The organism is Escherichia sp. SCLE84 (genome assembly GCF_012584495.1).
Classification (GTDB): Bacteria; Pseudomonadota; Gammaproteobacteria; order Enterobacterales; family Enterobacteriaceae; genus ECMA0423.
Genome location: NZ_CP051430.1, coordinates 2,258,035 through 2,271,415, shown reverse-complemented (window position 1 = coordinate 2,271,415; position 13,381 = coordinate 2,258,035). Strand labels below are relative to the sequence as shown.

General features: G+C 50.6%; 12 protein-coding genes. 11 read left to right on the top strand and 1 reads right to left on the bottom strand.

Annotated elements, in window-relative coordinates; translation table 11 throughout:
- Positions 1 to 33 precede the first annotated feature (33 nt).
- Complete coding sequence (gene map / locus HGD79_RS11235; protein ID WP_001018194.1) at positions 34 to 828, bottom strand: type I methionyl aminopeptidase; 795 nt, start codon at positions 826 to 828, stop codon at positions 34 to 36.
- A gap of 367 nt (positions 829 to 1,195) precedes the next feature.
- Between map and rpsB the strand changes: the two genes are divergently transcribed.
- From rpsB to lpxD, 11 genes are all read left to right on the top strand, one after another.
- Positions 1,196 to 1,921, top strand: a complete 726-nt coding sequence (gene rpsB / locus HGD79_RS11230; protein WP_000246884.1) for a 30S ribosomal protein S2 — start codon at positions 1,196 to 1,198, stop codon at positions 1,919 to 1,921.
- 257 nt (positions 1,922 to 2,178) lie between these two features.
- Entirely contained in the window at positions 2,179 to 3,030 is an 852-nt protein-coding gene (tsf, locus tag HGD79_RS11225) for a translation elongation factor Ts (protein WP_000818114.1), read from the top strand.
- A gap of 146 nt (positions 3,031 to 3,176) precedes the next feature.
- Positions 3,177 to 3,902, top strand: coding sequence for a UMP kinase (gene pyrH / locus HGD79_RS11220; protein WP_000224573.1), 726 nt, complete (start codon positions 3,177 to 3,179; stop codon positions 3,900 to 3,902).
- Positions 3,903 to 4,193: 291 nt separating this feature from the next.
- Positions 4,194 to 4,751: a ribosome recycling factor gene (gene frr / locus HGD79_RS11215; protein ID WP_000622418.1), complete on the top strand. Its 558-nt coding sequence runs from the start codon at positions 4,194 to 4,196 to the stop codon at positions 4,749 to 4,751.
- A gap of 91 nt (positions 4,752 to 4,842) precedes the next feature.
- On the top strand, positions 4,843 to 6,039 hold the full coding sequence (gene ispC / locus HGD79_RS11210; protein WP_000811923.1) for a 1-deoxy-D-xylulose-5-phosphate reductoisomerase: 1,197 nt from the start codon (positions 4,843 to 4,845) through the stop codon (positions 6,037 to 6,039).
- A gap of 187 nt (positions 6,040 to 6,226) precedes the next feature.
- Positions 6,227 to 6,985, top strand: coding sequence for a (2E,6E)-farnesyl-diphosphate-specific ditrans,polycis-undecaprenyl-diphosphate synthase (gene ispU, locus HGD79_RS11205; RefSeq protein WP_001295562.1), 759 nt, complete (start codon positions 6,227 to 6,229; stop codon positions 6,983 to 6,985).
- 12 nt (positions 6,986 to 6,997) lie between these two features.
- The gene (gene cdsA, locus HGD79_RS11200; RefSeq protein WP_000922446.1) at positions 6,998 to 7,855 is read left to right on the top strand and encodes a phosphatidate cytidylyltransferase; all 858 of its coding nucleotides are present in this window, start codon (positions 6,998 to 7,000) and stop codon (positions 7,853 to 7,855) included.
- An 11-nt stretch (positions 7,856 to 7,866) separates the two neighbouring features.
- On the top strand, positions 7,867 to 9,219 hold the full coding sequence (gene rseP, locus HGD79_RS11195; protein WP_001295561.1) for a sigma E protease regulator RseP: 1,353 nt from the start codon (positions 7,867 to 7,869) through the stop codon (positions 9,217 to 9,219).
- Between the two features lie 29 nt (positions 9,220 to 9,248).
- A complete protein-coding gene (bamA, locus tag HGD79_RS11190) occupies positions 9,249 to 11,681 on the top strand; it encodes an outer membrane protein assembly factor BamA (protein ID WP_001240896.1) in 2,433 nt (810 codons plus the stop codon).
- A gap of 121 nt (positions 11,682 to 11,802) precedes the next feature.
- Entirely contained in the window at positions 11,803 to 12,288 is a 486-nt protein-coding gene (skp, locus tag HGD79_RS11185; RefSeq protein ID WP_000758956.1) for a molecular chaperone Skp, read from the top strand.
- Between the two features lie 3 nt (positions 12,289 to 12,291).
- Positions 12,292 to 13,317 (top strand): UDP-3-O-(3-hydroxymyristoyl)glucosamine N-acyltransferase, encoded by a 1,026-nt coding sequence (lpxD, locus tag HGD79_RS11180; RefSeq protein ID WP_001139282.1) that lies wholly within the window; start codon positions 12,292 to 12,294, stop codon positions 13,315 to 13,317.
- Positions 13,318 to 13,381 lie beyond the last annotated feature (64 nt).

Below are 13,381 nucleotides of genomic sequence, written 5' to 3'. Positions count from 1 at the left end.
GCATTAAAAAAGCCGGCATTCGCCGGCTTCATCTTATTCGTCGTGCGAGATTATCGCCGGGATGGTGTCATCCTTGCGTAGCGTCAAAATTTCGCAGCCGTTATCAGTCACCACAATAGTATGCTCATATTGTGCAGACAAGCTGCGATCTTTGGTTTTTACCGTCCAGCCATCTTTCATGGTGCGGATCTCTTTTTTACCCGCGTTGACCATTGGCTCAATGGTGAACGTCATCCCCGGTTTCAGCACGACGTTGGTTTCACGGGAGTCATAGTGCAGCACCTGCGGTTCTTCATGGAAGCCGCGACCAATACCGTGTCCACAATATTCACGAACGACGGAGAAGCCTTCTGCTTCGACAAACTTCTGAATCGCCGCACCGATTTCGCGCAGGTTAATGCCTGGTTTGACCATGCGCAGCGCCAGGTACAGGCTTTCTTGCGTGATGCGGCACAGACGTTCGCCCATGATGGTCGGCTTACCGACGATAAACATTTTCGAGGTATCGCCGTGGAAACCATCTTTGATTACGGTGACATCAATGTTAACGATATCGCCATCTTTCAGCAGCTTAGCATCGTCCGGGATACCGTGGCACACCACTTCATTAATAGAGATGCAAACGGATTTCGGATAGCCGTGATAGCCGAGGCAGGCAGAAACCGCGTGTTGTTCATTAACAATGTAATCATTACAGATGCGATCCAGCTCGCCGGTGCTGACGCCCGGTTTAACATACGGTTCGATCATCTCCAGCACTTCGGCAGCCAGTCGGCCAGCGACGCGCATTTTTTCGATATCTTCTGGGGTCTTGATTGAGATAGCCATTAATTCTGTCCATCAGCGTCGGTGATACCGACAATATATATGTAAGTGCCGTCAATGGTATCACACCCGGGCAAATTGAGAATCATTCTGAATTTCGCCAAACGTGCCACTGAAGGTTTTCTATAATAGAAAATTCGACATCTGATGCTGTACACAGCGCCAACAATTATTGGTGTCCATGACGTATTTGTGGTATAAAGCGCGCCGGACTTCCGATCCATTTCGTATACACAGACTGGACGGAAGCGACAATCTCACTTTGTGTAACAACACACACGTATCGGCACATATTCCGGGGTGCCCTTTGGGGTCGGTAATATGGGATACGTGGAGGCATAACCCCAACTTTTATATAGAGGTTTTAATCATGGCAACTGTTTCCATGCGCGACATGCTCAAGGCTGGTGTTCACTTCGGTCACCAGACCCGTTACTGGAACCCGAAAATGAAGCCGTTCATCTTCGGTGCGCGTAACAAAGTTCACATCATCAACCTTGAGAAAACTGTACCGATGTTCAACGAAGCTCTGGCTGAACTGAACAAGATTGCTTCTCGCAAAGGTAAAATCCTTTTCGTTGGTACTAAACGCGCTGCAAGCGAAGCGGTGAAAGACGCTGCTCTGAGCTGCGACCAGTTCTTCGTGAACCATCGCTGGCTGGGCGGTATGCTGACTAACTGGAAAACCGTTCGTCAGTCCATCAAACGTCTGAAAGACCTGGAAACTCAGTCTCAGGACGGTACTTTCGAAAAGCTGACCAAGAAAGAAGCGCTGATGCGCACTCGTGAGCTGGAGAAACTGGAAAACAGCCTGGGCGGTATCAAAGACATGGGCGGTCTGCCGGACGCTCTGTTTGTAATCGATGCTGACCACGAACACATTGCTATCAAAGAAGCAAACAACCTGGGTATTCCGGTATTTGCTATCGTTGATACCAACTCTGATCCGGACGGTGTTGACTTCGTTATCCCGGGTAACGACGACGCAATCCGTGCTGTGACCCTGTACCTGGGCGCTGTTGCTGCAACCGTACGTGAAGGCCGTTCTCAGGATCTGGCTTCCCAGGCGGAAGAAAGCTTCGTAGAAGCTGAGTAATAAGGCTTGATAACTCCCCCAAAATAGTTCGAGTTGCAGAAAGGCGGCAAGCTCGAGAATTCCCGGGAGCTTACATCAGTAAGTGACCGGGATGAGCGAGCGAAGATAACGCATCTGCGGCGCGAAATATGAAGGGGGAGAGCCCTTATAGACCAGGTAGTACACGTTTGGTTAGGGGGCCTGCATATGGCCCCCTTTTTCACTTTTATATCTGTGCGGTTTAATGCCGGGCAGATCACATCTCCGAGGATTTTAGAATGGCTGAAATTACCGCATCCCTGGTAAAAGAGCTGCGTGAGCGTACTGGCGCAGGCATGATGGATTGCAAAAAAGCACTGACTGAAGCTAACGGCGACATCGAGCTGGCAATCGAAAACATGCGTAAGTCCGGTGCTATTAAAGCAGCGAAAAAAGCAGGCAACGTTGCTGCTGACGGCGTGATCAAAACCAAAATCGACGGCAACTACGGCATCATTCTGGAAGTTAACTGCCAGACTGACTTCGTTGCAAAAGACGCTGGTTTCCAGGCGTTCGCAGACAAAGTTCTGGACGCAGCTGTTGCTGGCAAAATCACTGACGTTGAAGTTCTGAAAGCACAGTTCGAAGAAGAACGTGTTGCGCTGGTAGCGAAAATTGGTGAAAACATCAACATTCGCCGCGTTGCTGCGCTGGAAGGCGACGTTCTGGGTTCTTATCAGCACGGTGCGCGTATCGGCGTTCTGGTTGCTGCTAAAGGCGCTGACGAAGAGCTGGTTAAACACATCGCTATGCACGTTGCTGCAAGCAAGCCAGAATTCATCAAACCAGAAGACGTATCCGCTGAAGTGGTAGAAAAAGAATACCAGGTACAGCTGGATATCGCGATGCAGTCTGGTAAGCCGAAAGAAATCGCAGAGAAAATGGTTGAAGGCCGCATGAAGAAATTCACCGGCGAAGTTTCTCTGACCGGTCAGCCGTTCGTTATGGAACCAAGCAAAACTGTTGGTCAGCTGCTGAAAGAGCATAACGCTGAAGTGACTGGCTTCATCCGCTTCGAAGTGGGTGAAGGCATCGAGAAAGTTGAGACTGACTTTGCAGCAGAAGTTGCTGCGATGTCCAAGCAGTCTTAATTATCGAAAAGGAGCCGCCTGAGGGCGGCTTCTTTTTGTGCCCATCTTGTAAATTCAGCTAACCCTTGTGGGGCTGCGCTGAAAAGCGACGTACAATGTCGCTAGTATTAATTCATTTCAATCGTTGACAGTCTCAGGAAAGAAACATGGCTACCAATGCAAAACCCGTCTATAAACGCATTCTGCTTAAGTTGAGTGGCGAAGCTCTGCAGGGCACTGAAGGCTTCGGTATTGATGCAAGCATACTGGATCGTATGGCTCAGGAAATCAAAGAACTGGTTGAACTGGGTATTCAGGTTGGTGTGGTGATTGGTGGGGGTAACCTGTTCCGTGGCGCTGGTCTGGCGAAAGCGGGTATGAACCGCGTTGTGGGCGACCACATGGGGATGCTGGCGACCGTAATGAACGGCCTGGCAATGCGTGATGCACTGCACCGCGCCTATGTGAACGCTCGTCTGATGTCCGCTATTCCATTGAATGGCGTGTGCGACAGCTACAGCTGGGCAGAAGCTATCAGCCTGTTGCGCAACAACCGTGTGGTGATCCTCTCCGCCGGTACAGGTAACCCGTTCTTTACCACCGACTCAGCAGCTTGCCTGCGTGGTATCGAAATTGAAGCCGATGTGGTGCTGAAAGCAACCAAAGTTGACGGCGTGTTTACCGCTGATCCGGCGAAAGATCCAACCGCAACCATGTACGAGCAACTGACTTACAGCGAAGTGCTGGAAAAAGAGCTGAAAGTCATGGACCTGGCGGCCTTCACGCTGGCTCGTGACCATAAATTACCGATTCGTGTTTTCAACATGAACAAACCGGGTGCGCTGCGCCGTGTGGTAATGGGTGAAAAAGAAGGGACTTTAATCACGGAATAATTCCCGTGATGGATAAATAAGGGTAAGATTCCGCGTAAGTATCGCGGGGGCGTTAGTCTGGTTATAAGGCGTTATTGTTGCAGGCAGTTTGGTCACGGCCAGCGCGCAGCAACCGGAGCGTACAAAAGTACGTGAGGATGGCGAGCACTGCCCGGGGCCAAAATGGCAAATAAAATAGCCTAATAATCCAGACGATTACCCGTAATATGTTTAATCAGGGCTATACTTAGCACACTTCCACTGTGTGTGACTGTCTGGTCTGACTGAGACAAGTTTTCAAGGATTCGTAACGTGATTAGCGATATCAGAAAAGATGCTGAAGTACGCATGGACAAATGCGTAGAAGCGTTCAAAACCCAAATCAGCAAAATACGCACGGGTCGTGCTTCTCCCAGCCTGCTGGATGGCATTGTCGTGGAATATTACGGCACGCCGACGCCGCTGCGTCAGCTGGCAAGCGTAACGGTAGAAGATTCCCGTACACTGAAAATCAACGTGTTTGATCGTTCAATGTCTCCGGCCGTTGAAAAAGCGATTATGGCGTCCGATCTTGGCCTGAACCCGAACTCTGCGGGTAGCGACATCCGTGTTCCGCTGCCGCCGCTGACGGAAGAACGTCGTAAAGATCTGACCAAAATCGTTCGTGGTGAAGCAGAACAAGCGCGTGTTGCAGTACGTAACGTGCGTCGTGACGCGAACGACAAAGTGAAAGCACTGTTGAAAGATAAAGAGATCAGCGAAGACGACGATCGCCGTTCTCAGGACGATGTACAGAAACTGACTGATGCTGCAATCAAGAAAATTGAAGCGGCGCTGGCAGACAAAGAAGCAGAACTGATGCAGTTCTGATTTCTTGAACGACAAAAACGCCGCTCAGTAGATCCTTGCGGATCGGCTGGCGGCGTTTTGCTTTTTATTCTGTCTCAACTCTGGATGTTTCATGAAGCAACTCACCATTCTGGGCTCGACCGGCTCGATTGGTTGCAGCACGCTGGACGTGGTGCGCCATAATCCCGAACACTTCCGCGTAGTTGCGCTGGTGGCAGGCAAAAATGTCACTCGCATGGTAGAACAGTGCCTGGAATTCTCTCCCCGCTATGCCGTAATGGACGATGAAGCGAGTGCGAAACTTCTTAAAACGATGCTACAGCAACAGGGTAGCCGCACCGAAGTCTTAAGTGGGCAACAAGCCGCTTGCGATATGGCAGCGCTTGAGGATGTTGATCAGGTGATGGCAGCCATTGTTGGCGCTGCTGGGCTGTTACCTACGCTTGCTGCGATCCGCGCGGGTAAAACCATTTTGCTGGCCAATAAAGAATCACTGGTTACCTGCGGACGTCTGTTTATGGACGCCGTAAAGCAGAGCAAAGCGCAATTGTTACCGGTCGATAGCGAACATAACGCCATTTTTCAGAGTTTACCGCAACCTATCCAGCATAATCTGGGATACGCTGACCTTGAGCAAAATGGCGTGGTGTCCATTTTACTTACCGGGTCTGGTGGCCCTTTCCGTGAGACGCCATTGCGCGATTTGGCAACAATGACGCCGGATCAAGCCTGCCGTCATCCGAACTGGTCGATGGGGCGTAAAATTTCTGTCGATTCGGCTACCATGATGAACAAAGGTCTGGAATACATTGAAGCGCGTTGGCTGTTTAACGCCAGCGCCAGCCAGATGGAAGTGCTGATTCACCCGCAGTCAGTGATTCACTCAATGGTGCGCTATCAGGACGGCAGTGTTCTGGCGCAGCTGGGGGAACCGGATATGCGTACGCCAATTGCCCACACCATGGCATGGCCGAATCGCGTGAACTCTGGCGTGAAGCCGCTCGATTTTTGCAAACTAAGTGCGTTGACATTTGCCGCACCGGATTATGATCGTTATCCATGCCTGAAACTGGCGATGGAGGCGTTCGAACAAGGTCAGGCAGCGACGACAGCATTGAATGCCGCAAACGAAATCACCGTTGCTGCTTTTCTTGCGCAACAAATCCGCTTTACGGATATCGCTGCGTTGAATTTATCGGTACTGGAAAAAATGGATATGCGCGAACCACAATGTGTGGACGATGTGTTATCTGTTGATGCGAACGCGCGTGAAGTCGCCAGAAAAGAGGTGATGCGTCTCGCAAGCTGAGGATAATCCGGCTACAGAGAGTCGCGCTATTTGTTAGCGTAGGGCTTCAGTGATATAGTCTGCGCCATCTGATCGTAAGTAGTTGGCTTTATAAGGTCAGGTATGCCGTGGTTTTACACGGCTTTTTTTGTATAGGCTTCAGTATTCCTGAGTACCGTAAACCCTGTCAGGGAATAAAAAACGCGTGATGTTGTCTGCTACTCAACCACTTAGCGAAAAATTGCCAGCGCATGGCTGCCGTCATGTTGCGATCATTATGGACGGCAATGGTCGCTGGGCAAAAAAGCAAGGGAAGATTCGTGCCTTTGGGCATAAAGCCGGGGCAAAATCCGTCCGCCGGGCTGTCTCTTTTGCGGCCAACAACGGTATTGAGGCGTTAACGCTGTATGCCTTTAGTAGTGAAAACTGGAACCGACCAGCGCAGGAAGTCAGTGCGTTAATGGAACTGTTTGTGTGGGCGCTCGATAGCGAAGTAAAAAGTCTGCACCGACATAACGTGCGTCTGCGTATTATTGGCGATACCAGTCGCTTTAACTCGCGTTTGCAAGAACGTATTCGTAAATCTGAAGCGCTAACAGCCGGGAATACCGGTCTGACGCTGAATATTGCGGCGAACTACGGTGGACGTTGGGATATAGTCCAGGGAGTCAGGCAACTGGCTGAAAAGGTGCAGCAAGGAAACCTGCAACCAGATCAGATAGATGAAGAGATGCTAAACCAGCATGTCTGTATGCATGAACTGGCCCCTGTAGATTTAGTAATTAGGACTGGGGGGGAGCATCGCATTAGTAACTTTTTGCTTTGGCAAATTGCCTATGCCGAACTTTACTTTACAGATGTTCTCTGGCCCGATTTCGATGAACAAGACTTTGAAGGGGCGTTAAATGCCTTTGCTAATCGAGAGCGTCGTTTCGGCGGCACCGAGCCCGGTGATGAAACAGCCTGATGGGGGTCGCTTTTGCTGAAGTATCGCCTGATATCTGCTTTTGTGTTAATACCCGTCGTCATCGCGGCGTTGTTTCTGTTGCCGCCGGTGGGGTTCGCCATCGTAACGCTGGTGGTCTGCATGCTGGCAGCGTGGGAATGGGGACAGCTTAGCGGTTTTACCACTCGTTCGCAGCGAGTATGGTTGGCGGTGTTATGCGGGTTATTGTTGGCGCTGATGCTTTTTCTGTTGCCGGAATATCACCGAAATATTCATCAACCGCTGGTTGAAATCTCACTTTGGGCTTCGCTGGGTTGGTGGATTGTCGCGCTATTGCTGGTGCTGTTTTACCCAGGTTCCGCAGCAATCTGGCGTAACTCTAAAACATTGCGCCTTATTTTTGGCGTGCTAACCATTGTTCCCTTCTTCTGGGGCATGCTGGCGTTACGGGCCTGGCACTACGACGAGAATCATTACAGTGGCGCAATATGGCTGCTCTATGTCATGATCCTGGTATGGGGCGCTGACTCTGGCGCATATATGTTTGGCAAATTGTTTGGTAAACATAAGCTGGCACCGAAGGTTTCTCCGGGTAAAACCTGGCAAGGCTTTATAGGTGGACTAGCGACCGCAGCGGTAATCTCATGGGGTTATGGCATGTGGGCGAATCTCGACGTCGCTCCCGTCACCTTACTCATTTGCTCTATTGTCGCAGCGTTAGCCTCAGTGCTCGGCGATCTGACCGAGAGTATGTTTAAGCGTGAAGCAGGAATTAAGGACAGCGGTCATTTAATTCCAGGACACGGTGGTATTTTAGATCGTATTGATAGCCTGACGGCTGCGGTACCGGTCTTTGCTTGCTTGTTGTTACTGGTATTCAGGACGCTTTAACGGAAGGTAATATGCTGAGTTTTCTCTGGGATTTGGCTTCGTTCATCGTTGCACTGGGTGTACTTATCACCGTGCATGAATTTGGTCATTTCTGGGTTGCCCGGCGTTGTGGTGTTCGCGTTGAGCGTTTCTCAATAGGGTTTGGTAAGGCGCTCTGGCGGCGAACTGATAAGCTCGGCACCGAATATGTTATCGCCCTGATCCCGCTGGGCGGTTATGTCAAAATGCTGGATGAGCGCGCAGAACCGGTCGTTCCGGAACTCCGCCACCATGCCTTCAATAATAAATCTGTTGGCCAACGAGCGGCGATTATTGCCGCAGGTCCGGTTGCAAACTTCATTTTTGCTATCTTTGCCTACTGGCTGGTTTTTATTATTGGTGTGCCTGGCGTACGTCCGGTGGTTGGTGAAATAGCAGCCAATTCGATAGCTGCGGAAGCACAAATTGCACCAGGTACGGAACTAAAAGCCGTAGATGGTATCGAAACGCCTGATTGGGATGCCGTGCGTTTGCAGTTGGTCGATAAAATTGGCGATGAAAGCACCACCATTACAGTAGCGCCATTTGGCAGCGATCAACGGCGGGATGTAAAGCTCGATTTACGTCACTGGGCGTTTGAGCCTGATAAAGAAGATCCGGTATCTTCGCTGGGGATTCGTCCTCGTGGGCCGCAAATTGAACCTGTACTGGAAAATGTGCAGCCAAACTCGGCGGCAAGCAAGGCAGGTTTGCAAGCAGGCGACAGGATCGTTAAAGTCGATGGTCAGCCCTTAACGCAGTGGGTGACCTTTGTGATGCTTGTCCGGGATAACCCGGGTAAATCCTTAGCGTTAGAAATCGAAAGGCAGGGAAGTCCCTTGTCTTTGACATTAATCCCGGAGAGTAAACCGGGTAATGGTAAAGCGATTGGTTTTGTCGGTATTGAGCCGAAAGTCATTCCTTTGCCAGATGAGTATAAAGTTGTACGCCAGTATGGGCCGTTCAACGCCATCGTCGAAGCCACGGACAAAACGTGGCAGCTGATGAAGCTGACGGTCAGTATGCTGGGAAAATTGATCACCGGTGATGTGAAACTGAACAACCTCAGTGGGCCGATCTCTATCGCCAAGGGGGCTGGGATGACAGCGGAACTCGGGGTAGTTTATTACCTGCCGTTTCTTGCGCTTATTAGCGTGAACTTAGGGATAATTAACCTGTTTCCGTTGCCCGTACTTGACGGGGGGCATCTGCTGTTCCTTGCGATCGAAAAGATCAAGGGCGGACCGGTATCCGAGCGGGTTCAAGACTTTTGTTATCGCATTGGCTCGATTCTGCTGGTGCTGTTAATGGGGCTTGCACTTTTCAATGATTTCTCTCGGTTATGAGAGTTAGTTAGGAAGAACGCATAATAACGATGGCGATGAAAAAGTTGCTCATAGCGTCGCTGCTGTTTAGCAGCGCCACCGTATACGGTGCTGAAGGGTTCGTAGTGAAAGATATTCATTTCGAAGGCCTTCAGCGTGTCGCCGTTGGTGCGGCCCTCCTCAGTATGCCGGTGCGCACAGGCGACACGGTTAATGATGAAGATATCAGTAATACCATTCGCGCTCTGTTTGCTACCGGCAACTTTGAGGATGTTCGCGTCCTTCGTGATGGTGATACCCTTCTGGTTCAGGTAAAAGAACGTCCGACCATTGCCAGCATTACTTTCTCCGGTAACAAATCGGTGAAAGATGACATGCTGAAGCAAAACCTCGAGGCTTCTGGTGTGCGTGTGGGCGAATCCCTCGATCGCACCACCATTGCCGATATCGAGAAAGGTCTGGAAGACTTCTACTACAGCGTCGGTAAATATAGCGCCAGCGTAAAAGCTGTCGTGACCCCGCTGCCGCGCAACCGTGTTGACCTAAAACTGGTGTTCCAGGAAGGTGTGTCAGCTGAAATCCAGCAAATTAACATTGTTGGTAACCATGCTTTCACCACCGACGAACTGATCTCTCATTTCCAACTGCGTGACGAAGTGCCGTGGTGGAACGTGGTAGGCGATCGTAAATACCAGAAACAGAAACTGGCGGGCGACCTTGAAACCCTGCGCAGCTACTATCTGGATCGCGGTTATGCCCGTTTCAACATCGACTCTACCCAGGTCAGTCTGACGCCAGATAAAAAAGGTATTTACGTCACGGTGAACATCACCGAAGGCGATCAGTACAAGCTTTCTGGCGTTGAAGTGAGCGGCAACCTTGCCGGGCACTCCGCTGAAATTGAGCAGCTGACTAAGATCGAGCCGGGTGAGCTGTATAACGGCACCAAAGTGACCAAGATGGAAGATGACATCAAAAAGCTTCTCGGTCGCTATGGTTATGCCTATCCGCGCGTACAGTCGATGCCCGAAATTAACGATGCCGACAAAACCGTTAAATTACGTGTGAACGTTGATGCGGGTAACCGTTTCTACGTGCGTAAGATCCGTTTTGAAGGTAACGATACCTCGAAAGATGCCGTCCTGCGTCGCGAAATGCGTCAGATGGAAGGTGCATGGCTGGGGAGCGATCTGGTCGATCAGGGTAAGGAGCGTCTGAATCGTCTGGGCTTCTTTGAAACTGTCGATACCGATACCCAACGTGTTCCGGGTAGCCCGGACCAGGTAGATGTAGTCTACAAGGTGAAAGAACGTAACACCGGTAGCTTCAACTTCGGGATTGGTTACGGTACTGAAAGTGGCGTGAGCTTCCAGGCTGGTGTGCAGCAGGATAACTGGTTAGGTACAGGTTATGCTGTTGGTATCAACGGGACCAAAAACGATTACCAGACCTATGCTGAACTGTCGGTAACCAACCCGTACTTCACTGTAGATGGTGTAAGCCTCGGTGGTCGTCTCTTCTATAATGACTTCCAGGCAGATGACGCCGACCTGTCCGACTATACCAACAAGAGTTATGGTACAGACGTGACGTTGGGCTTCCCGATCAACGAATATAACTCGCTGCGTGCAGGTCTGGGTTATGTACATAACTCCCTGTCCAACATGCAGCCTCAGGTTGCGATGTGGCGTTATCTGTACTCTATGGGTGAACATCCGAGCACCTCTGATCAGGATAATAGCTTCAAAACGGACGACTTCACGTTCAACTATGGTTGGACCTATAACAAGCTTGACCGTGGTTACTTCCCGACAGATGGTTCACGTGTCAACCTGACCGGTAAAGTGACCATTCCTGGATCGGATAACGAATACTACAAAGTGACGTTAGACACGGCGACTTATGTGCCGATCGATGACGATCACAAATGGGTTGTTCTGGGGCGTACCCGCTGGGGTTATGGTGATGGTTTAGGCGGCAAAGAGATGCCGTTCTACGAGAACTTCTATGCCGGTGGTTCCAGCACCGTGCGTGGCTTCCAGTCCAATACAATTGGTCCGAAAGCAGTTTACTTCCCGCATCAGGCCAGTAATTATGATCCGGACTATGATTACGAATGTGCGACTCAGGACGGCGCGAAAGACCTGTGTAAATCGGATGATGCTGTAGGCGGTAACGCCATGGCGGTTGCCAGCCTCGAGTTCATCACCCCGACGCCGTTTATTAGCGATAAGTATGCTAACTCGGTTCGTACTTCCTTCTTCTGGGATATGGGTACCGTTTGGGATACAAACTGGGATTCCAGCCAATATTCTGGATATCCGGACTATAGTGATCCAAGCAATATCCGTATGTCTGCGGGTATCGCATTACAATGGATGTCCCCATTGGGGCCGTTGGTGTTCTCCTACGCCCAGCCGTTCAAAAAGTACGATGGAGACAAGGCAGAACAGTTCCAGTTTAACATCGGTAAAACCTGGTAAGTGTTCTCCACAAAGGAATGTAGTGGTAGTGTAGCGATGACTTTAGGCGATCAATATAAGATCGCCGGGCCACGCAAAGAACTGCACCCTCCGGTGCAAATGGGATGGTAAGGAGTTTATTGTGAAAAAGTGGTTATTAGCTGCAGGTCTCGGTTTAGCACTGGCAACTTCTGCTCAGGCGGCTGACAAAATTGCAATCGTCAACATGGGCAGCCTGTTCCAGCAGGTAGCGCAGAAAACCGGTGTTTCTAACACGCTGGAAAATGAGTTCAAAGGCCGTGCCAGCGAACTGCAGCGTATGGAAACCGATCTGCAGGCTAAAATGAAAAAGCTGCAGTCCATGAAAGCGGGCAGCGATCGCACTAAGCTGGAAAAAGACGTGATGGCTCAGCGCCAGACTTTTGCTCAGAAAGCGCAGGCTTTTGAGCAGGATCGCGCACGTCGTTCCAACGAAGAACGCGGCAAACTGGTTACTCGTATCCAGACTGCTGTGAAATCCGTTGCCAACAGCCAGGATATCGATCTGGTTGTTGATGCAAACGCCGTTGCTTACAACAGCAGCGATGTAAAAGACATCACTGCCGACGTACTGAAACAGGTTAAATAAGTAATGCCTTCAATTCGACTGGCTGATTTAGCGCAGCAGTTGGATGCAGAACTACACGGTGATGGCGATATCGTCATCACCGGCGTTGCGTCCATGCAATCTGCACAAACAGGTCACATTACGTTCATGGTTAACCCAAAATACCGTGAGCATTTAGGCTTGTGCCAGGCGTCCGCGGTTGTCATGACCCAGGACGATCTTCCTTTCGCGAAAAGTGCCGCGCTGGTAGTGAAGAATCCCTACCTGACTTACGCGCGCATGGCGCAAATTTTAGATACCACGCCGCAGCCCGCGCAGAACATTGCACCCAGTGCGGTGATCGACGCGACGGCAAAGCTGGGTAACAACGTATCGATTGGCGCTAACGCGGTGATTGAGTCCGGCGTTGAACTGGGCGATAACGTGATTATCGGTGCCGGTTGCTTCGTAGGTAAAAACAGCAAAATCGGTGCAGGTTCGCGTCTCTGGGCGAACGTAACCATTTACCATGAGATCCAGATCGGTCAGAATTGCCTGATCCAGTCCGGAACAGTGGTAGGCGCAGACGGCTTTGGTTATGCCAACGATCGTGGTAACTGGGTGAAGATCCCACAGATTGGTCGCGTAATTATTGGCGATCGCGTGGAGATCGGTGCCTGCACAACCATCGATCGCGGCGCGCTGGATGACACTGTTATTGGCAATGGCGTGATCATTGATAACCAGTGCCAGATTGCACATAACGTCGTGATTGGCGACAATACGGCGGTTGCCGGTGGCGTCATTATGGCGGGCAGCCTGAAAATTGGTCGTTACTGCATGATCGGCGGAGCCAGCGTAATCAACGGGCATATGGAAATATGCGACAAAGTGACGGTTACGGGCATGGGTATGGTGATGCGTCCCATCACTGAACCAGGCGTCTATTCCTCAGGCATTCCGCTGCAACCCAACAAAGTCTGGCGCAAAACCGCTGCACTGGTGATGAACATTGATGACATGAGCAAGCGTCTGAAATCGCTTGAGCGCAAGGTTAATCAACAAGACTAACGTTCCATCTTTTGTTCGCCAAACTTTACGGCCTGTCTCATTCTTACGATTGCGGCAGGCCGTG

What these genes read in the sequence shown, in the direction of transcription:
- tsf (WP_000818114.1), top strand. Translation starts at nt 2,179, where the DNA reads ATGGCTGAAATTACCGCATCCCTGGTAAAAGAGCTGCGTGAGCGTACT.
- lpxD (WP_001139282.1), top strand. Translation starts at nt 12,292, where the DNA reads ATGCCTTCAATTCGACTGGCTGATTTAGCGCAGCAGTTGGATGCAGAA.
- pyrH (WP_000224573.1), top strand. Translation starts at nt 3,177, where the DNA reads ATGGCTACCAATGCAAAACCCGTCTATAAACGCATTCTGCTTAAGTTG.
- rpsB (WP_000246884.1), top strand. Translation starts at nt 1,196, where the DNA reads ATGGCAACTGTTTCCATGCGCGACATGCTCAAGGCTGGTGTTCACTTC.
- ispU (WP_001295562.1), top strand. Translation starts at nt 6,227, where the DNA reads ATGTTGTCTGCTACTCAACCACTTAGCGAAAAATTGCCAGCGCATGGC.
- bamA (WP_001240896.1), top strand. Translation starts at nt 9,249, where the DNA reads ATGGCGATGAAAAAGTTGCTCATAGCGTCGCTGCTGTTTAGCAGCGCC.
- map (WP_001018194.1), bottom strand. Translation starts at nt 828, where the DNA reads ATGGCTATCTCAATCAAGACCCCAGAAGATATCGAAAAAATGCGCGTC.
- ispC (WP_000811923.1), top strand. Translation starts at nt 4,843, where the DNA reads ATGAAGCAACTCACCATTCTGGGCTCGACCGGCTCGATTGGTTGCAGC.
- rseP (WP_001295561.1), top strand. Translation starts at nt 7,867, where the DNA reads ATGCTGAGTTTTCTCTGGGATTTGGCTTCGTTCATCGTTGCACTGGGT.